This is a genomic window from Stenotrophomonas sp. SY1, assembly GCF_021202945.1.
Classification (GTDB): domain Bacteria; phylum Pseudomonadota; class Gammaproteobacteria; order Xanthomonadales; family Xanthomonadaceae; genus Stenotrophomonas.
Window position 1 is genome coordinate 1,706,263 of sequence record NZ_JAJOYR010000001.1, and the last position, 19,403, is coordinate 1,725,665.

Annotated in this window: 19 protein-coding genes; 11 read left to right on the forward strand and 8 right to left on the reverse strand. The window is 65.3% G+C overall.

The genetic code is table 11. The annotated features are described in order from the left end of the window. The first annotated feature begins 1 nt into the window (after position 1). Entirely contained in the window at positions 2-1,447 is a 1,446-nt protein-coding gene (tldD, locus tag LR961_RS07055; RefSeq protein ID WP_232147698.1) for a metalloprotease TldD, read from the forward strand. Between the two features lie 313 nt (positions 1,448-1,760). Here tldD and yjgA read toward each other — a convergent pair whose 3' ends face one another. Beyond that, a complete protein-coding gene (gene yjgA / locus LR961_RS07060; RefSeq protein WP_232147699.1) occupies positions 1,761-2,357 on the reverse strand; it encodes a ribosome biogenesis factor YjgA in 597 nt (198 codons plus the stop codon). Between the two features lie 137 nt (positions 2,358-2,494). Here yjgA and pmbA point away from each other — a divergent pair, with 137 nt between their 5' ends. After that, positions 2,495-3,862, forward strand: a complete 1,368-nt coding sequence (gene pmbA, locus LR961_RS07065) for a metalloprotease PmbA (protein WP_232147700.1) — start codon at positions 2,495-2,497, stop codon at positions 3,860-3,862. Between the two features lie 84 nt (positions 3,863-3,946). Continuing rightward, positions 3,947-4,354: a DUF4870 domain-containing protein gene (locus LR961_RS07070; RefSeq protein ID WP_232147701.1), complete on the forward strand. Its 408-nt coding sequence runs from the start codon at positions 3,947-3,949 to the stop codon at positions 4,352-4,354. A gap of 208 nt (positions 4,355-4,562) precedes the next feature. On the opposite strand, the gene LR961_RS07075 is transcribed toward LR961_RS07070, so the two are convergent. The 5 genes from LR961_RS07075 to LR961_RS07095 form a co-directional block, all read right to left on the reverse strand. Further along, complete coding sequence (locus tag LR961_RS07075) at positions 4,563-5,441, reverse strand: farnesyl diphosphate synthase (RefSeq protein WP_232147702.1); 879 nt, start codon at positions 5,439-5,441, stop codon at positions 4,563-4,565. Further along, the gene (locus LR961_RS07080; RefSeq protein WP_232147703.1) at positions 5,431-5,691 is read right to left on the reverse strand and encodes an exodeoxyribonuclease VII small subunit; all 261 of its coding nucleotides are present in this window, start codon (positions 5,689-5,691) and stop codon (positions 5,431-5,433) included. The genes LR961_RS07075 and LR961_RS07080 overlap by 11 nt, the downstream gene beginning before the upstream one ends. Before the next feature lie 31 nt (positions 5,692-5,722). After that, positions 5,723-7,021 (reverse strand): tRNA lysidine(34) synthetase TilS, encoded by a 1,299-nt coding sequence (gene tilS, locus LR961_RS07085; protein ID WP_232147704.1) that lies wholly within the window; start codon positions 7,019-7,021, stop codon positions 5,723-5,725. Positions 7,022-7,087: 66 nt separating this feature from the next. After that, complete coding sequence (locus LR961_RS07090; RefSeq protein WP_232147705.1) at positions 7,088-7,591, reverse strand: WG repeat-containing protein; 504 nt, start codon at positions 7,589-7,591, stop codon at positions 7,088-7,090. 29 nt (positions 7,592-7,620) lie between these two features. After that, complete coding sequence (locus tag LR961_RS07095; RefSeq protein ID WP_232147706.1) at positions 7,621-9,324, reverse strand: alkaline phosphatase; 1,704 nt, start codon at positions 9,322-9,324, stop codon at positions 7,621-7,623. Between the two features lie 151 nt (positions 9,325-9,475). Here LR961_RS07095 and LR961_RS07100 point away from each other — a divergent pair, with 151 nt between their 5' ends. The 7 genes from LR961_RS07100 to LR961_RS07130 all read left to right on the forward strand — a co-directional run bounded on the left by LR961_RS07100 (position 9,476) and on the right by LR961_RS07130 (position 16,964). Next, entirely contained in the window at positions 9,476-10,795 is a 1,320-nt protein-coding gene (locus tag LR961_RS07100; RefSeq protein WP_232147707.1) for a dicarboxylate/amino acid:cation symporter, read from the forward strand. Positions 10,796-11,216: 421 nt separating this feature from the next. Continuing rightward, the gene (locus LR961_RS07105) at positions 11,217-11,750 is read left to right on the forward strand and encodes a hypothetical protein (protein ID WP_232147708.1); all 534 of its coding nucleotides are present in this window, start codon (positions 11,217-11,219) and stop codon (positions 11,748-11,750) included. Beyond that, positions 11,747-12,403, forward strand: coding sequence for a hypothetical protein (locus LR961_RS07110; RefSeq protein ID WP_232147709.1), 657 nt, complete (start codon positions 11,747-11,749; stop codon positions 12,401-12,403). The genes LR961_RS07105 and LR961_RS07110 overlap by 4 nt, the downstream gene beginning before the upstream one ends. A gap of 48 nt (positions 12,404-12,451) precedes the next feature. Beyond that, positions 12,452-13,966 carry an adhesin gene (locus LR961_RS07115; protein WP_232147710.1) on the forward strand — a complete coding sequence of 505 codons (1,515 nt, stop codon included), beginning with the start codon at positions 12,452-12,454 and terminating at the stop codon, positions 13,964-13,966. Positions 13,967-14,113: 147 nt separating this feature from the next. Further along, the gene (locus tag LR961_RS07120; RefSeq protein WP_232147711.1) at positions 14,114-14,815 is read left to right on the forward strand and encodes a C39 family peptidase; all 702 of its coding nucleotides are present in this window, start codon (positions 14,114-14,116) and stop codon (positions 14,813-14,815) included. 12 nt (positions 14,816-14,827) lie between these two features. Next, positions 14,828-15,595, forward strand: a complete 768-nt coding sequence (locus LR961_RS07125) for a hypothetical protein (protein ID WP_232147712.1) — start codon at positions 14,828-14,830, stop codon at positions 15,593-15,595. 46 nt (positions 15,596-15,641) lie between these two features. Next, complete coding sequence (locus tag LR961_RS07130; RefSeq protein WP_232147713.1) at positions 15,642-16,964, forward strand: transporter; 1,323 nt, start codon at positions 15,642-15,644, stop codon at positions 16,962-16,964. Between the two features lie 82 nt (positions 16,965-17,046). Here LR961_RS07130 and LR961_RS07135 read toward each other — a convergent pair whose 3' ends face one another. Beyond that, the gene (locus tag LR961_RS07135) at positions 17,047-18,366 is read right to left on the reverse strand and encodes a sigma-54 dependent transcriptional regulator (RefSeq protein WP_232147714.1); all 1,320 of its coding nucleotides are present in this window, start codon (positions 18,364-18,366) and stop codon (positions 17,047-17,049) included. Here LR961_RS07135 and LR961_RS07140 point away from each other — a divergent pair. Next, complete coding sequence (locus tag LR961_RS07140; protein WP_232149336.1) at positions 18,296-18,487, forward strand: hypothetical protein; 192 nt, start codon at positions 18,296-18,298, stop codon at positions 18,485-18,487. The genes LR961_RS07135 and LR961_RS07140 overlap by 71 nt on opposite strands. Positions 18,488-18,605: 118 nt before the next feature. Here the strand turns inward: LR961_RS07140 and LR961_RS07145 are convergent, their stop codons facing one another. Further along, the gene (locus LR961_RS07145; RefSeq protein WP_232147715.1) at positions 18,606-19,352 is read right to left on the reverse strand and encodes a C40 family peptidase; all 747 of its coding nucleotides are present in this window, start codon (positions 19,350-19,352) and stop codon (positions 18,606-18,608) included. Positions 19,353-19,403: the final 51 nt, after the last annotated feature.

Consider the following 19,403-nt stretch of genomic DNA (forward strand, 5'->3'; position numbering starts at 1 on the left):
CATGACCGACAACACCCTCACCCTTGCCGAAACCCGCCTGTTGCTGCCCGCAGGGCTGGACGCCAACCGTCTTGAACGCACCTTCGGCACCCTGCTGGGGCCGGGTATCGACTTTGGCGACCTGTACTTCCAGCATTCGCGGCGCGAAAGCTGGAGCGTGGAGGACGGCATCGTCAAGGACGGTGCCCACTCCATCGAGCAGGGCGTGGGCGTGCGCGCCATTGCCGGCGAGAAGACCGGCTTCGCCTATTCCGACGACATCCAGCCGGCGGCATTGCTGGCTGCCGCGCAATCGGCGCGTGCCATTTCCCGTGAGGGCGGCGAACAGAACGTGCGCTCGCTGGTGCGTGGCGGTGGCCGCGCACTGTACCCGGCGCTGGACCCGGTGGACAGCATCGGCAACGAAGCCAAGGTCGAGGTGCTCAAGCGCCTGGACCGCTACCTGCGCGCGGCCGACCCGCGCGTGCAGCAAGTGATGGTGAGCCTGTCCGGCGGCGTGGATACGGTGCTGATCGCGCGCAGCGATGGCGTGCTGGCGGCCGATGTGCGCCCGCTGGTGCGGCTGAACGTGCAGGTGATTGTCGAACACAATGGCCGTCGCGAATCCGGCTATGCCGGTGGCGGTGGCCGTTACAGCTACGAAGAACTGTTTGCCGGTGACCGCCCGGAGGGCTTTGCCCGTGAGGCGCTGCGCCAGGCACTGGTCAATCTTGAAGCGATTCCAGCCCCGGCCGGCGTGATGTCGGTGGTGCTGGGCCCGGGCTGGCCGGGCGTGCTGCTGCACGAGGCGGTGGGCCACGGCCTGGAAGGCGACTTCAACCGCAAAGGCACCAGCGTCTACGCCGGCCGCATCGGCGAGCGCGTGGCCGCACCGGGCGTGACCATCGTCGATGACGGCACGCTGGATGGCCGCCGTGGTTCGCTCAACATCGACGACGAAGGCACTCCGACCCAGTGCACCACGCTGATCGAGGACGGCATTCTGGTCGGTTACATGCAGGACACGCTCAATGCGCGCCTGATGGGCGTTGCACCGACCGGCAACGGCCGCCGCGAATCATTCGCGCACATGACCATGCCGCGCATGACCAATACCTACATGCGCGCCGGCAACCATGATCCGGAAGAAATGATCCGTTCGGTGAAGAAGGGCCTGTACGCGGTCAACTTCGGCGGTGGCCAGGTTGATATCACCAGCGGCAAGTATGTGTTCTCGGCGACCGAGGCCTACCTGATCGAGGACGGCAAGATCACCGCGCCGGTGAAGGGCGCTACCTTGATCGGCAACGGCCCGGAAACGATGCAGAAGGTGCGCATGATCGGCAACGACCTGGCGCTGGACGAAGGCGTGGGCATCTGCGGCAAGGACGGCCAGAGCGTGCCGGTGGGCGTCGGCCAGCCGTCGCTGCTGATCGATGGTTTGACCGTGGGTGGTACGCAGGCCTGAGGCTGAGATGGATGCCCTCATCCGCGCCTTCGGGGTGCCTTGCTCCACGCCCCAGCCACGCACAGCGTGCGTGGCGTTCAACCATGCACGAGCCGGTGGCTCGTAAGCCGCATGCCATCACCCCGCAGGGCGGGAGAAGGTGGGCTACGCGCGAGCTTCCGGCTTACAAAGTGACGGCCAGATTGCCGCAACCCCATTCTTTCTCCCGTTCACGGGAGAAGGTGCCCCGAAGGGGCGGATGAGGGCAGGGTTCTGATCTTCGGCAAAGTTGCAGAACAGCCGGGATTACATCCCGGCTTACGGACCCCAGGCATCAATCCTGGTCTTGCTCGTCCTGATCTTCGTCGGCGTCGTCATCTTCGGCATCGACGTTGAGCCCGGCACCCATCTGCGGCAACAGCATCAATGCACGCAGCACCTGGTAGATCTCGCGATAGGCGCGCGGCGGCTTGTTCTTGGCTTTCTCGGCCAGAGCATTGCGCACCAGCGTGCGCAGCTGCTGGCGGTCGGCCTCCGGGTATTCGTCGAGCAGTTCGGCCAGCGCCGCGTCGCCTTCGACCATCAGGCGCTCACGCCAACGCTCCATGCGGTGCATGATCGCCACTTCGCGTCGCGAGGTTTCGCTGTTGGCATCCAGTGCATCGCGGATGGCCTCCAGAGTTTCATCGTCCTCGCGGCGCATCTGCTTGGCCAGGAAGGCCAGCTGGCGCTTGCGCGCACCGTGCGAGGTGATGCGCTTGCTGTATTCGATGTGTTCCAGCAGACCTTCCGGGATCGGCAGGCGCGCCAGCTGGGCTGGGGTCAGGTCCACCAGCGTTTCGCCCAGGGCCAGCACTTCCAGCGCCTCGCGCCGGTTCTGGCTGCGGCTTTCGCCCAAATATTCACCGGTGTCTTCGTCGCGTCCGCGCATCGTGCTGCTACCTACTAAACTTCGTCTGACTGTAAGGCCGGGCATGTGACCGGGCCTGGCGAGAGATTCGCATCACATCACGCCGGGCCAGGAAGGCCGGGCATCGGTGAATGGATTCGGCCAACAAGGATAAAGCATTGAACGTGATAACCACTGATCACCCCGCCGTTGACGACAGCCTGCCGCGGCTGGAACAGCTGGCCGAAATCTCCCAGCGCCTGCTGGAAAAGGCCCGCGCCATGGGCGCCAGCCAGGCGGAAGTGAGCTGCAGCGAGGAGCGCGGGCTGGATGTGAACGTGCGCCTGGGCGAAGTGGAGACGGTGGAATCCACCCACGACCGCGGTATCGCGGTGACCGTCTACTTCGGCCAGCGCAAGGGCAGTGCCAGCACCGCCGACCTTCAGGAAGGCAGCCTGGACGCCACCGTGGCCCAGGCCTGCGCCATCGCCCGGCACACCGAGGATGACCCGGCCGCCGGCCTTGCCGATGCCGAGCTGATGGCGACCGAGTTCCCGGACCTGGACGGCTGGCACCCGTGGGCGCTCGGCGCCGAAGAGGCGCTGGACCTGGCGCTGGCCTGCGAAGCGGCCGGGCGCGGTGCCGATGGCCGGATCAGCAATTCCGATGGCGCCTCGGCGGCCACCGCGCAGAGCCTGTCGGTCTACGCGAACTCGCACGGTTTCATCGGTCGGGAACGCAGCAGCCACCATTCCATCGGCTGCGCGTTGATTGCCGGCCAGGGCGATGGCATGCAGCGCGATGGCTGGTACACCAGCGCGATCGCGCGCGAAGACCTGGACGACCCGGCGGCGGTAGGCCGCCGTGCCGCAGAGCGCACTGTGGCGCGCCTGCAGCCACGCTCGCTGCCCACCGGGCAGGTGCAGGTGCTGTTTGCCGCGGAGATGGCCCGCTCGCTGATCGGCCACCTGCTCGGGGCGGTGTCCGGCGGCGCGCTGTACCGACGTGCCAGCTTCCTGCTCGACAGCGCCGGCACGCAGTTGTTTCCGGACTGGTTTGCCATCGACGAGCGGCCGCTGCTCATGCGCGGCCTGCGCTCCAGTGCCTTCGATGGCGAAGGCGTGGCCACGCGCGATTCGGCGCTGATCAGCGGCGGCGTGTTGCAGCGCTACATCCTGGGCAGCTATTCGGCGCGCCGCTTGGGTTTGAAGACCACCGCCAATGCCGGTGGCGTGCACAACCTGAAGGTGGCCGCCAATGCCGGCGACCGCGCGTCGCTGCTGGCAGGCATGGACACCGGTCTGCTGGTGACCGAACTGATGGGGCAGGGCGTCAATGGCGTGACCGGCGATTACTCGCGCGGCGCGGCCGGTTTCTGGGTGGAAAACGGCGAGCTTGCCTATCCCGTGGATGGCATCACCATTGCCGGAAACCTCAAGCAGATGTTCGCTGGCATCGAAGCGGTTGGCACGGATGTTGATCCGCGATCACATGTTTCGGTGGGTTCGATCCTGGTCGGCAGGATGACGGTTGCTGGAAACGATTGACGGGGCCTTACGAAAGGCCGGACTATGCTGCCCGCTACGGCGCATTCATCTTCCACCCGGAATAAAGGACATAAAGGGAAAGCAATGAACGACTATCAGACAACGCCACCGCCGGCACCGACGGACGGCAATCCGGGCTCCGAAGACCGCCAGTGGGCGATGTTCGGCCACCTGTCTGCGTTGGCGGGCATCTTCACTGGCGGCGTCGGCAACATCGTTGGCCCGCTGATCGTATGGCTGGTCAAGAAGGACACGCTGCCCTTCGCCGCTGACCAGGCCAAGGAAGCGTTGAACTTCAACATCACCCTGCTGATCGTTGCAGTGGCGCTGGCACTGCTGTCGATCGTGACGTTTGGTCTCGGTCTGATCCTGGTGATTCCGCTGGGCGTGCTTATCGGCATCGCCTGGCTGGTGCTGACCATCATGGCCGGCATCAAGGCCAATGACGGCGTGACCTACCGCTATCCGCTGACCATCCGCCTGATCAAGTAATCGTTGCGGCATGGAAGGCAAAAGGCCCGGGATTCCCGGGCCTTTTTCGTTCTGTGGGAGCGATCTTGGCCGCGAAGCCGGTCATGTTTCCGCGCCGGCTATATCCGCAATTGCAGGGGCAATCGCAGCGGCGGCTCTGCTGGCTTCGCGGCCAAGGCCGCTCCTGCAAAAGCCGGGATCGCCGCTGATCCCCAGTCCCCGCTCCCGATCAATGCGAGCGTTTGACGGTCAGTTCGCCCAATGCCGACAGCGCCGCGGCGCGTTCGCCGAACGGTGCCAGCGCGGCCTGCATGGCCGCCGCCAGTTCGGCCAGCGTGGCCTTGGCACCGTCCATGCCGAGCAGTGACGGGAAGGTGGACTTGTCCTGCGCCTGGTCCTTGCCGGCGGTCTTGCCCAACTGCTCGGAGCTGGCTTCGACATCGAGGATGTCATCGCGCACCTGGAAGGCCAGGCCGAGGGTGTCGGCGAACGCATCCAGACGCGCCAGTTCGTCATCGCTGGCTTCACCGCACAGCGCGCCCATGCGCACCGCCGCGCGGATCAGCGCGCCGGTCTTGAGCGCATGCATGCGTTTGAGGTCGGCAAGGGGCTGCTGATGACCGGTGGCATCGATATCCAGCGCCTGGCCGCCACACATGCCGGCCGCGCCTGAAGCCGCAGCCAAGGTGCGCACGCAGGCCAGTGCCAGCGTCGGCGGCAGCGGTGCTTCGGCGAGTATTTCGAAGGCACGGGTCTGCAGGGCATCGCCGGCAAGGATGGCGGTGGCCTCGTCGAAGGCGATGTGGGTGGTGGGGCGGCCACGGCGCAGGTCGTCATCGTCCATCGCCGGCAGGTCGTCGTGCACCAGCGAATAGGCGTGGATCAGTTCGACCGCGGCGGCGGCGGCATCCAGCCGGGCCTCGTCGGCGCCGAACAGGTGGCCGGCGGCATAGGCCAGCAGCGGACGCATCCGCTTGCCACCGCCCAGCGCCGCGTAGCGCATGGCCCGGTGCAGGCCTTGTGGGGCAGTGTCGGGATCGGGCAGGGACTGCTGGAGGTGCTGCTCGGTGCGTTGCAACCAATGCGCGAACAGGGCCTCAGTTGTCATCGCCACTGCTTTCAAACGGCTCTGACTTGTCCGGCTGGGCCGGGTCGGTGAGCAGGCGCACGCGCAGCTCGGCCTGTTCCAGCGCCTGCTGGCACTGGCGGTACAGGCCGACACCGCGTTCATAGGCGGTCAGCGACTGCTCCAGGCTCAGGTCGCCGGCTTCCATCTTCTCGACCAGTTGCTCCAGCTCATCGAGCGACTGCTCGAAGTGGGCCACCGGCGAGGCTTCATTGGGGGACTTCTTTGGCATGGGGGGAGTGTGAGCGGCCAATCAGAAAGGGTCAATCAAACGTGTCGGGCAGTTGCCAATGCAGGCCTGCGCCATGTGCCTGCAACCACTGCTGCAACGACGCGGAAACAATGCGATCGCCGGCCGCCAGCAGGGTGTCGCCATCGCACAGCAGCGGCAGGTGCGGGCGCAGCCATGGCGCGATGTCCGATGCCTGCAGGCGATGCTTGAGCAGGTGCGAGTGCGTGCGGCCGGGTAGCTGGATGCGCTCGCCACCGCGTCGCTGACGCAGGGTCAGCGGCCGGTCGAAGCGGTCGGCGCCGTCGAGGCTGAGCCTGGCTCCGTCCGGTAGGGCGACGGGTGCCTGGCCATCCCATTGCTGCGCCCAGCCCGATGGCCACGGCGGCAGGTCGGCAACGGCATGCAACCGGTCGCGCCAGCGCACGATGCGCGCGCGTTGCCAGCGGAATTCGGCCTGCTGGTCATCGTCTGCCGTCAGTAGTTGCCGCTCGATGATGTGCACGCCTTGCGCGGGGAGGGCAGGCAGCCCCTGCTGCCGCGCCCATCGCCGCAGCACGCGGGCGCGCTGGGTAGCGGGGAGTTGCTGCAGGGCGGTGATCGACAGCGCATCGCCATCGGCCTCGCAGCCCTGCAGTTGCCGCGCGTCGTGCAGTTCCAGCAGTTCGGAGGCATCGGCGGCCAGGGCCGCACTACGCGCCATCGCAGCGGCGGCATGCGGCCAGCGCTCGCGCAGCAGCGGCATCACCTGACGGCGCAGGAAGTTGCGGTCGAAGCCCTCGCTGTCGTTGCTGGGGTCTTCGATCCAGCGCAGTTGGTGCTGCCGCGCATAGGCTTCCAGCGCGCTGCGCGGGATGTGCAGCAATGGCCGCCACAACTGCCCCGGGCCGAAGTCGCGACGTTCGCGCATCGCCGCCAGGCCATCCACGCCGGAGCCGCGCAGGGCGCGCATCAGGAAGGTTTCGGCCTGATCGTCCTGGTGGTGGGCCAGGGCCAGCCATTCGCCCGGCTGCATCGCGTCCATGAAAGCGTCGTGGCGGGCCTTGCGCGCGGCTGCTTCCAGGCCGTCGCCGGCATCGCGCGGAACATCGACGCGGATGACACGCAGCGGGATCTTCCATTGCTGGCAGACCTGGCGGCAGTGGGTGTCCCAGTCATCGGCGACGGCCTGCAGGCCGTGGTGTACGTGGACCGCGCGCAGGGTGTCTGGCGCACGCCCAGGTGCGTGGGCGAGCAGATGCAGCAGCACCGTGGAGTCCAGACCACCGCTGAAACCCACCATCAGCGGGTGGTCAATTGCGGCGTGGAGCAGGGAGGGGGAAAGCAGTTTCATGGCTGCGCCGAGTATCGGCGCGGGCTGCCGCTACCGCAATTCGCCGCCGGTGGCGCCGCTGTGGAACTAGCGCGGGTCGGGCAGGTGCTTGCCGTATTGGTCGATGCGGAAACGTGTGCCGCCGACGATGGCGGTATGGCCGCCGGCATCGGGTTCGCCCTCATGGCAGCCGTTGCAGACCTCGGCAATGCCGTCCTGGAACGGAAAACCCCAACTGAAGCGTTCGGGGAACGCAGGCTGCAGCAGCACGTTGAAGTAACCGATGCGGCCATCGATACGGGCGCGGGTGAGGCCGTCGGCGAAGTAGTCCGGGCCGTTGTCGTAGCTGATGACCGCCAGATGGGTGCCGTCGCGACGCACGTAGTAATGCTGCCCTCCTGCCATCAGCGCGGCCAGGCCGTTGCCGTCGTAATCGAGTCGGGCCAGTGCTGCGGCGGAGATCTTCAGCATGCCGGGCGTGGTCTGCGCGCAGCCGTTGAGTGCCGCGAAGTCGGCCGTGTCCAGCCGGTGGCAGGCGTCCCCGGCACTGGCCGCGCCGGGGAGCAGGGCCAGCGACAGCAGGGCTGCCACTGGCCAGTGCGGGCGGGACGCCGGAAGCGTCACTGCGCCTTGCGTTCGAAGTTCTTCGGCTGCGGCAGCTCCACCGGCACGCCGTTGGCGTCGCAGGTGCCCACTTCGCACAGGCGCGCTCGCAGGCGCGGGGTGGACTGCACGATCAGGTGATAGATGGTGTTCTGCTCCAGCGTGCCGCGTACCGCCTTGCTGCCCGGACCACGTGCCCAGATGCCGACATCCTCGCCACCGTGCGATTCGCTCTTGGACGGCACCAGTGCTTCCTGCATGTAATCCGGGTGCTCGGTATCGACGTGGGTCAGGTCCGGGCGACCGTTGGCGGCTTCAAAGCTGCTCGGGGCGTGCGGGAACTTCTTCGGGCCAGCCGGCTGCTGGTTGCTGGCACCGGTAAAGCCGGGGCCGTTGGCGTAGCTGAGCGTGGTGTAGGGCATGCCCAGGCCGTCACGGGCCAGATCCAGCTTGCCGGCGCCATCTTCGCCGCCCTTGTCCTTGACCTTGCCCAGGATGGCGTTGCCACGGGCCGGGTAGCCGACAAAGTTGAGCGTGTGCGAATGGTCGGCGGTGACCACGATCAGGGTGTCTTCGGCCGAGGTGGCATCAACGGCGGCCTTGACCGCGTCGGACAGGGCGATGGTGTCGCCCAGCGCACGGGCCGCGTTGCCGCTGTGGTTGGCGTGGTCGATGCGCGCACCTTCCACCATCAGTACGTAGCCTTCGCCATGCTTGGACAGGTTGGCGATCGCCGCGCGGGTCAATTCGGCCAGCGACGGCTCACTGCCACGGTCCTTGGCGCGGTCCTGCTCGTACTGCATGTGGTCCGGCTCGAACAGGCCCAGCAACGCCGGCGCGTTGGCTGCGGCCTTGAGCTGGTCGGCGTTCCAGACGTAGGCGCCCTGCGGATGGGCAGCCTGCCACTCGGCCACCAGGTTGCGGCCATCCAAGCGCAGGCCAACCTTGTCCGAATACTCCGGATCTTCCTCGTTGACGGTGGTGAACTGGCCACGGCCGCCGCCCAGTGCGACCAGCGGGCCGCGGCCGTAGCGCGCGGTGGAGATCAGCTGCTGGGCGATGTCCGCACAACCGGCGGCCTTGGCCGCTTCGGGCAGATCGGTGTCGTTTTCCCAGTTGCGCTCGGGTGAGTGCGCGTAGGTGGCGGCCGGGGTGGCGTGGGTCAGGCGGGCGGTGGAGACGATGCCGGTGGCCATGCCGGCGCTGTCGGCCAGTTGCAGCCAGGTCAGCAGGCCCTTGGGAAGGCTGTCAGCGCAGTCGCTGCGGGTGCCGGCGCTGACGCCGATCGCGCCCATGTGGGTCTTCACGCCGGTGGTGATGGCGGTCATGGTGCCCGCCGAGTCGGGGGTCTGCGAATCGGTGTTGTAAGTCTTGCTGAAGGCGGTGGCCGGGAAACGCTCCCAGGACAGCAGGTTTTCCTCACCCGGGTTGCCGCGACGCTGGCCCTCCAGGATGCGCGCGGCGGCCACGGTGGTCAGGCTCATGCCATCGCCCAGGAACAGGATGACGTTCTTGGCCTTGCCGGCCATGGCGCCGTTGGCGGCGGCACGGGCGGCGCCGTCGCGGTACCACCACTGCGGGGTTTCACCTTCCGGATGCGCCACTTTCGGCACCTCCACGCTGATTGCCGCAGCGGCCGGGGCGGACTGCGGGGCGGTGCTGGCGCAGGCGCCGAGCAGCAGGGTGGACAGGGTGGCGGACAGGAACGTGGCTTTTTGCATCTGTAGCGATACCGGCGTTTGGAATCAGACCGCCATTATGGTCAACGTCGGAAGGCATGCATATGACACTCAGCTTTTCCCTACCGGGATCGTGCTGCGGCGAGCCTTGCGCTATCGTGGCAAGCTTCGATTTGCTTCCCGGATTCCCTATATGAACGTGGTATCTGCCTGGCTGCGGATTCCCTTCTGGCAGCGCGTGGTGGGCGGTTTTGTGCTTGGTGCGCTGGCGGGTTGGGCCATGGGGCCGCTGGCTGAAACCTGGTTCGGCCCGCTTGGCGAGCTGTACGTCACCCTGATCAAGATGATCGCGGTACCGCTGGTGTTCTTCGCGGTGATCAACGCCATCGGCTCGCTGCACGGACAGAAGTCGGTGGCGGCGCTGGGTGGACGCACCTTCCTGTGGTTCATCATCACCGCCGCGCTGGCGGTGGGCATCGGCCTGCTGGTCGGCACGGTGATGCAGCCGGGCTCGGGTGGATTGAACCTGAGCGTGGACCACGCCTACACGCCACGTGACGTGCCGTCGGTGGCCAAGGTGCTGATGGACGTGGTGCCATCCAACGTGTTCTACGCATTGGCCGGCATCGGCACGCGGGTCAACGCGGCTGGCGAGACGGTGCTGGCCGCCGGGCGTGGTTCGATCCTGCCGGTGATCTTCTTCGCCGGCCTGCTCGGTTTTGCGATGGTCAAGCTGGGCGAGAAGGTCAGTGAGGCACGCAAGCTGGTCGGCCAGATGAGCGAGATCATGATCCAGGTCACCCGCTTCGTGCTGGAGATGACCCCGCTCGGTACGTTCGGCCTGATCGCCGGGCTGGTCGGCAGCTACGGCTTCGAGAAGCTGCTGCCGCTGGGCAACTTCGTGCTGGCGCTGTACGTGGCCTGTGCGCTGCACATCCTGATCGTCTACAGCGGCTTGCTGCTCGCGCACGGGCTGAATCCGTGGAAGTTCTTCCGTGGCGCAGCGCCCGGGATGCAGGTGGCGTTCGTGGCCTCCTCGAGTTTCGCTGCGATGCCGGTGGCGATGCGTTCGATCACCGAGAACCTCGGCGTCAACAAGGACTACGCGTCCTTCGCGGTGCCGCTGGGCGCCAGCATCAAGATGGACGGCTGCGGCGCGATCTACCCGGCGTTGTGTGCGGTGTTCATCGCCCAGTACACGGGCGTGCCGCTGACGCCGGAGCAGTACGTGATCGTGATGATCGCCTCGGTGCTGGGCAGCTTCGGTACCGCCGGCGTGCCCGGCACGGCGGTGGTGATGGCTACGGTGGTGCTGAGTGCGGCCAACCTGCCGCTGGAGGCCATCGGCTACCTGTATGCGATCGATCGCATCCTGGACATGATGCGCACGATGACCAACGTCACCGGGCAGATGGTGGTGCCGGTGATCGTGGCCAAGGAAACCGGCTTGCTCGATCAGCAGGTCTACGATGCCGCGCCAGCGGCCACGGCAGGTGGCAGCAAGCCGCTGTAGCGCGGCCAGGAGCGTGCCGCAGGAGCGGCTTCGGCCGCGAAGCTGACAAGGGTTCCAATTGCAGGGAGTCCTGCAATTGCCCGCAGGCTGGTCGTCGCTGCATTGGTGGCTTCACGGTTGAAACCGCTTCCGCATCGTGATGATCAATCCGAAGGCCGGCTTTGCCGGCCTTCGTCGTTTGGGTTGTAGCACCCTGTAACAGGCACCTGTAACAGGGCTGATACACCACCGGAGAACCACGTGGCGCATCGCCCGCGCACCTGCGGCGGGGCGTCGCTGTACCCGTTGGGGCTGCCGCACTGTTTCATCGATACAGCACGCGATGTTGCATGCGATCTGCAAGTTGTTGTTTGTGCGGCGGAAAACAAGTTGGCACGGTTGCTGCTCCATGCCCATGCGTTGTTACGAGTGGGCGGGTGCAATGGACAGCAGGATTTCCAAGCGTTTTACCGTGCTGATCGGGGGGCTGGCATTGCTGGTCGTCTGTGGTGCGGTCCAGGCCTCCGGTGCGCGCCAGGGTGTCAAGGCGCGACCGGGGGAAATCGTATTGCTGCGGGACGTGCCTGCACGTGCGGCCTATCGCATGCAGCCCCCGGGGCAGGCACTGATTGCCGATCCTTCACCACGCCGTGAGCTGGCCGCATCGCTGGGCACCAGCGGCATGGATGAGCTCAGTGATGCCGACTACGCCTCGATGGAATCAGGGCTGGCCGACAACGGCTTGAACGGCCATGGCGTGACCACGGTTGAACGGGTGACCAGCGGCGTGGTCAGCGGCACGCTCGGCCGGGCAGTGGGCGATGGCGGTGCGCTCTCAGGTGGGCAGCTGGCGCGCACCATCGGCGGCCCGATGGGCGCGGTGAACGGCGCCACGCGTGGCATTGGCGATCAGGTGCGCGGTGCGCTGGCGCAGTTTCCGCTGGGCCAGCCGCCCGGCGGAGCGGGTGGCAAATGAAAACGCTCATCTCAGGACGCAGGCGCGTTGTCGCCATTGCGCTGTTCGGGGCGGGCTGCGTGCTGGCCTTGCCGCATGCCGCCGCACAATCGCGCGGCGACGCCTATGCCGGCATGCTTTCCTACCTTTCAGCCGACAGCCGCATCGATGGCAATGCGCTGTCCGGCGCCAACGGCGCCATCGCGGTCAACCAGGCCGCCGGTGACCTGAACCTGCAGGCCAACCTCTTCAGCCTGGCCAATGGCGGCCGGGCCAGTGCCAACGTCAGCGCCAGCCAACGGCGCCAGGCAGACACCTTCAACAGTCCGATGCAGGCCAACGCCCTCATCGGTGGCAACGCGTTGGTCGGCGCCAGCGGTATCGCATCGATCAATCAGGCCAGTGGTGGCGGCAACACGGAGTTGAACGCCGTGACCGCAACGCTGGCCACACAGGGCATACGCGAAGCAAGTGACGAGGCAATGGCTTCGTCGGCTGCGTTCGCGTCGGCAGGGGGGCAGCCTGCCGTCAGCGATCCACGCGCCACCCGCAGGGTGGGCGTGGAGGCATCCGCATTGCGCGGATTTGACGGCGTGCTGCAACTCAATCAGATCGCGGGTTCAAGCAATGCAACGGAGAACCGTCTGAGTATCTCCGTGCAGGGCAACCCGTGAAACATGCTCCATCCCACCCGATGCATCAGCAAACCTGAAGAGGGCACCATGAAAGCGAATAAATGGACTGTACTCGCCATGGCGGTCACCGCATTCACTATGAGTGTGGCGGCCAATGCGGCGGACGATCAGAACGTGAGCGCCAACATCGATCACCAGCACAACGTGAACGAGACGCGCACCAATACCAACACGAACACCAACACGAACACCAATACAACCAACACCAACAACCACAACACCACCACCAACACCAACGCCAATACCAACATCAACACCAATGTTGATACCGACGTTGACCTGAAGTTGGATGCAGCGGCCACGATCCGCTTCAATGGTGACTACAGGGACACCCGGTCCAACACGGACCACCAGTACAACAGCAACACCAACATCACCAGCAACACCGACAGCACGTGGTCCAACGACGTCTATGAGCGCGTGGACAAGGTCTCCAACATCTCCGCCGACGAGCGCAAGGAAAAGAACAACCACGGCGTCGATGTGAACCTGGAGAAGGACCTGCGCCTGAGTTCGGACGTCAGCTTCTCCGGCGACCCGACCATCACCGGCAACATTGACCTGGATTCGGCAGCCATTGCCGTCATTGACAACCGCCAGGCCATCACCGACAACACCGCCGAAAATGACCGGCTCGACAATGATGCGTCGATCCGTGGCGATGTGGCCTCCGGTGCATCGGGCAACTTGGGCTTCAACGTTGCCGCAGGTGACAACAACGCCCAGGACAACGCAGCCGCGCTGTCTGCCGCCGACGCATCCTTCAGCTTCGGCATGGCCGATGCGGAAGTGTTCGTGAACCAGGCGGGCTGGGACAACACCACCACCAACAGCGGCGTTACCAATAGCTCCGGCCTTAGCGGCAACGCCTTCGGCGGAGCATCCGGCAACATCGGTGTGAACGTGGCCTCGGGCAACAACAACGAGCAGAAGAACGCACTGGCCGCATCGGTGGCCACCAGCGCCTATGCCAACGCGAGCATCAGCTCGAACCAGACCTCCTCGGGCAACAGCGTGACCAATGAGGGTTCCTACCAGCGCCTGGAGAGCACCACCAACGTGACCCTGACCGGCACTGTGGCCGGCACCACGGAGAGCTCCGGTTCGGGCACCTACAGCGGCACCGGCAACGCCTACCAGAAGGACAACTACTATCTGGATAGCTGGGACGGCGAGCTTGACCATCCCAACGGCGATTCCACTGGTCACCTCGACATGGACAACGACATCCAGAACGCCACGGAAAACCCGAACCGTCCGGGCGTGGGCGGTATTGCCTTCGACACGGATGAAGAGGGCGAAACCGAGTTCTCCGAAATGGGCACCGCCGATCTGGTCGCAAGCCTGAGCGGAACGGTGACCAACGTGGATTGGGTTGCCGTACAGGCCACCAACACTGCCTCGCTGTCCGGCAGCGCCTTCTCCGGCGCCTCGGGCAACATCGGCGTGAACGTGGCTTCCGGCACCGGCAACCTGCAGGCCAACAGCCTGGCGTTGGCCGTGGCCCAGCCGTCCACCGGTGGTGGCGTCACTGAGCCGTGACTGCAACGTCATCGTTCCGATGACGTATCAGTGCAGAGCAACAAGCCCGGTCATCCGCCAATGACCGGGTGATACCGGGAGCCCCTGTTCCTCCCCCCCGTGGAACCGGGGCTCCCACCTGCCGATGTCCCTGGAGAGCCAAGCCCCATGTTGCGCAAAGTGCTGCTGTTGAGCTGTGTGTTGCTGGGCGTGCCGACGATGGCGCGTGCCGGCGAGATTGCCTTCAGTGGCGTGTTGCCCAACGGCGCGCTGTACACCGGCCAGGTGGAGAGCATGCAGGAGCGGCGGTTCCGCAACCTGGTGCGCCAGCACACCGATTACAGCTGTGGTGCGGCGGCATTGGCGACCATCCTCAAACATGCCTACCACTTGAACACCGACGAGGCGACGGTGATCGAAGGGATGATGGGCGTGGCCGACCCCGAACTGGTCCGGCAGCGTGGTTTTTCGCTGTTGGACATCAAACGTTACGTTGAATCGTTGGGCATGCGTGGTCGTGGTTACCGCGTCAACGAAGAGCGACTGCGGAACCTGCGCGTGCCTGGGCTGGTGCTGATGGACGTACGCGGCTTCCGTCACTTTGTCGTGCTCAAGCAGGTGCGCGATGACGTGGCCGAGATCGGCGATCCGATTCTCGGCAACCGTGTGGTTCCGTTGGATGAATTCCTGGAGTCGTGGCCGTCACGGGCGGTGTTCGTGGTGATCGGCAGTGACTTCGACCGCAACACCGTGTTGCTGCAACCCAGTGAACAACCCAGTGCCCGCATGCTGGCTGCTCGCCAGGGGCAGGGGCCAATCACCGATGCCGAACTGGTCGACTTCGGTTTCACCCATGCCGACCTGTTCTGAAGGAGTGGTGCCATGAACATGCATAAACCCGGCCTGATGGTGCTTGCGCTGATGCTCGCGCTGCCCGTGTATGCCGGCGACAACGAATCACGGCCTGGCAAGGGCCTGAGCGAGATTCCAGATCCGGAACTGAACCTGATGCGCGGCCGCTACACCGTGGGTGGCAATGCAGTGGCGTGGTTCGGTGTGACCATGATTTCCACCTGGCAGGCGGCCAATGGGCAGAACCTGCAGGGCGCGCTCACGCTGGGCATGGATTTCAGCAAGGGCAACACGCCCAAGGTCAGCTTCACCCCCAGCGTCAGCATCACCGCCGCCAACGCGCCACTGCCCGAGGCCAGTGGGCGCAGTATCGATGGCAGTGGTCTGAACAACGTCTCGGGTCTGAGCCAGAGCGTGCAGATTGCCGGCGATGGAAACCGCGCCAGCAACGTGCTGCATCTGAACGTGCGCAACGACGGCGTGGTGCCAGGTCAGGGCAACGGCGGCGGGGCGGGCAACTCTTCGGTGCAGGTGGGGGATGCCAGCGCCGTGGCCAGCTTCGACGGCAATTCAGCGCAGTTGCAGCTGCGCATGGAGGGGCAGGGGGCAGTGCAGCAATGGCTGCGCAGCGGCAGCGTGGGGCAGAGCATCCAGCTGATGGCCGATGGCCAGCAGGTGGGCAATCGCCTGCAGATCGATCTGGTGCGGCAATCGCTTGCGGGCAACCTGCCGCTCAGCCAGAACGTGGCGCAGGCCATCACGCTTAATCGGGGGATAGGCGGAGTAGGCGGCCAATGAGCTGTCCGTGCGCGGCACGGGCAAGGACATCTAGAGGAACACGACAATGAATCGACTGGCGATGGCGGCGCTGGTGAGTCTGGCTGTGGTTTCGCCCAGCGTGGCGGCACAGGAGGCGAATGCCGGCAACACTGACGAAGAAGACGTGAGGGCTTTGATCGCGCAACTGGAGGCGCTCAAGGCCAGCTATGCACAGGAAGTACGACGCCTGCGCGAACTGGACATGCAGGTGCAGGCCATACAGGCGCGGGTGACAGGCAAGACCGCGCAGGGCATGCCGGGCGCACCACCGCAGGCCGTAGCGGCACAGGCGGCGGAAGCCGGTGCTGCGGCAGGGCAACCCGCAGCGCCCCCAGCCGAGGGTTATGCCAGTAGTGCATCCGAGGCCAAGCAGGCCAAGGAAGCCAGCCGGCGCAGCGTGGACGATGTCAAACAGCAGCAGTCGGCGTTGTTCAACCAGCGGCTTACCCTGGAAAACAGCCTCAGTTACGCACGCTACGACCGCAAGCAGCTCACGCTCAATGGCTTCCTTGCGCTGGATGCGATCTTCCTTGGCAACATCGCCATCGAGAACGTCGAATCCGATTCGCTCACCTACAACTTCGCCGCGCGCTGGGGTTTGAATCCGCGTTTGACCTTGAACCTGGACGTGCCTTACATCGCCCGCAAGACCATCTACCAGAAGGGCGGTGCCGGTGGCTCGGCAGCGGCCATCGCCCAGGAAGAGACCAACGGCACCGGCATCGGCGATGTGACCTTCACCGCCAATTACAAGCTGTTTGGTGAGCGTGGCTGGCGACCGGAGACCGTATTGAGTGGCGGCGTCACCGCACCTACCGGGCGCGAGCCCTATGGTCTGGACTGGGAAGTGATCGAGCGTGACGACGATGACTTCATCCGTTTCGCGGTACCGGCCGAACAGCCCACCGGCAATGGTGTGTGGCAAGCCAACATCGGTCTGTCGGCAGTGAAGACGGCAGATCCGGCGATCCTGTTTGCCAATGTCGGTTACATCTACTCCTTTGAACGCAGCTTCGACGACATCGATGGCAACCCGGACACGATCAACCCCGGCGATGTGAAGCTCGGTGATTCGTTCTACTTCGGCGCAGGCGTGGCGTTCGCCTTCAACGAGCGCACCAGCCTGAGCATTTCCTTCAGTGACAAGCTCAGCGCACGCGCCTCCACCCGCTACAAGGACGGCAAGTGGATGAAGGTGATTGGCAGTGACGCCAACGCGGGCACGCTGAACCTGGGTGTGACTTACGCGTTGACGTCAAAGGCCACGTTCGTGAGCATGCTTGGCATCGGCCTGACGCCGGATGCTCCGGATTTCAGCCTGGCGTTCAAGGTGCCCTACATGCTTTGAAACGGTTATGTCGAGCGGTGCTCGGCTGAGGCTCCACCAGCAACACCTCAGCCGGGCATGGCCCGGTGCCACACGTGCATCGCTAGCGCAACGTGCCCAGTTCCAGCTGATGCTTGCGGCACAACCGGTAAATGGTCACGCGCGACACCTTCATCAACCGCGCGCAGGCGCTGATGTTGTAGCGGCTCTGTTGCAGGTAGGACAGCAGCGCTTCGCGTTCGGCATGGGTACGGACGTGCTCAAGCTGGTTGCGGTTTGCGGCGCCATTGCCTGCCAGCTCCAGGTCCGCGCAGCTGATCAGCTCGCCCTCTGCGGTGATGGCAGCACGCTGCACCCGGTTCAACAGCTCGCGCACATTGCCGGGCCATTGGAAACGCGCCATTGCCTGACGCGCTTCGCTGCTGTAACCACGTGCCCGGATCCGGTGGCGGCTGCGGAAGTCGGCCAGAAAATGGCGTGCCAGCAGGTCGATGTCGCCATCGCGCTTGCGCAGCGGCGGCATCGGCAGCCGCAGCACGTTGAGCCGGTAATAAAGGTCACGGCGAAACCGGCCTTCCTCCACCGCCCGTTCCAGATCCACATGGGTGGCGGCCAGGATGCGCACGTCGACGCGGATCGGCTGGTTGCTGCCAACCCTTTCCAGCGTGCCCTCCTGCAGGACGCGCAACAGGCTGGTCTGTGCGTCCAGTGGCAGGTCGCCCACTTCGTCCAGAAACACCGTGCCGGTGTGCGCGGTTTCAAACAGGCCCTGACGGCGGGATGTAGCGCCGGTGAACGCGCCGCGCTCATGGCCGAACAGTTCCGACTGCACCAGCGTTGCAGGAATGGCGCCGCAGTTGACCGCCTGGAACGGCTTGACGTGACGCGGCGACAAGCGATGCAGCGCATGCGCGGCCGCTTCCTTGCCGGTGCCGGTTTCACCGGTGATCAGCACCGGCAGATCCACCGGCGCGAACTTGCGCAGGGTGGCGCGCATGACCAGCATCACTTCGCTCTCGCCCAGCAGGGTGTCGAGTGCTTCGTCGGCGACCGGCGTGGCCGAGGGGCCGGCAAGTGCCTGCAGGTGGTGCAACAGTTCCTTCAGATCAGGTGGATGCGGGAACTGCTGCAGACAGGCGGCCAGCAGTGGATGCGGTGCCTGGTTGTCGCCGGTGATGGCGAACAGCGGCATGTGACGGTGCTCGGCAGTGAGTTTCTCGATGCGCTCCAGTTCCGAATCCGAACTGTTGCGGAAATCGATCAGGCCCACCACCACGTCGCCGCCACGCATACCGATCTCGGCTGGTTGCTGCGGGAGCACCGCGCGCAGCTGCCAGCCGTCTGCGGCCAGCATGACCTTTTCGCGCGTTCCCGGTTTTCCAAACCAGATCACACAACGTTTGTCCGAATCAGGTGTAGCCATCGTGGTCACCTTGCCGCCCGGGGCAACCTTATACCTCTATTTGAAACAGGTGCAATCGCATCTGACGTTATATGCAAAACGCCTGCGCTCTGCTGAATTCAGCCTTGTGCAGGCCGTATGAAGATAAAAGCGTGGCGCTGTGCAGGTACTTTGCCGCGCATGGCTGAGACGGAGAGGTGAAATGGAGGCAAAAAAACCGCGGCTCGAAGGCCGCGGTTTGCAGTTCTGCTTGCCGGCGCTTACAGCGCGACGCGGCGGGCCTGCATGAACTTGTCGCCCCAGTAACCGCTGAGCAGGGTGTCGGTACGGACATCCTTGCCGGTGCTGGGGGCGTGCAGGAAGCGGCCATCGCCGACATAGATGCCGACATGGTCCACGCGGCCACGACGGCCGAAGAACACCAGGTCACCGGCGGCCAGCGCCGAGCGGTCGCGGATCAGTTCGGCATTGGCCTGGCTGGCCATTTCGCGGGAAACGCGCGGCAGTTCGATGCCCAGCGCGGTGCGGAACACATAACCGACCAGCCCGCTGCAATCGAAACCGGCGTCCGGCGAGGTGCCGCCCCAGCGGTACGGGGTGCCCAGCAGGGTCATGGCGCGACGCAGAACCGACTGCATCTTGCCGTCCGAATCGTTGGCCAGTGCCGCATCGGTGGCAGCGGCAACACCCTTGGAGGCGTCGTAGGCGGAGATCAGGCGGCTCAGGTCACCGGCGAACATCGCCGAGCGATCCATCAGCGGAATGGTGTCGCTGGCAGCCAGGTGCGGCAGCAGCGCGGCCAGGGTGGCGGTAGCGGCGGCATCGGCCTTGCTGCGCTGGCTGTCGGCCTTGGCCGGAGCCGGCTTGGCAGCGGCGTCGGTTTGAGTGGCGTTCTGAGCGAAGGCGGGCAGCGTGATCAGGGTCAACGCCGCAGCGCACAGCAGGCGCCGGAATGCGGTGGAAATGATTTTTTGCTGGCCCGGTTGGGACGTGTTGTCGGTCGTCACGCGGCAGTCACGGAAAAATTCGATGGGCGATCATGCCTTGTGAAACGTGGG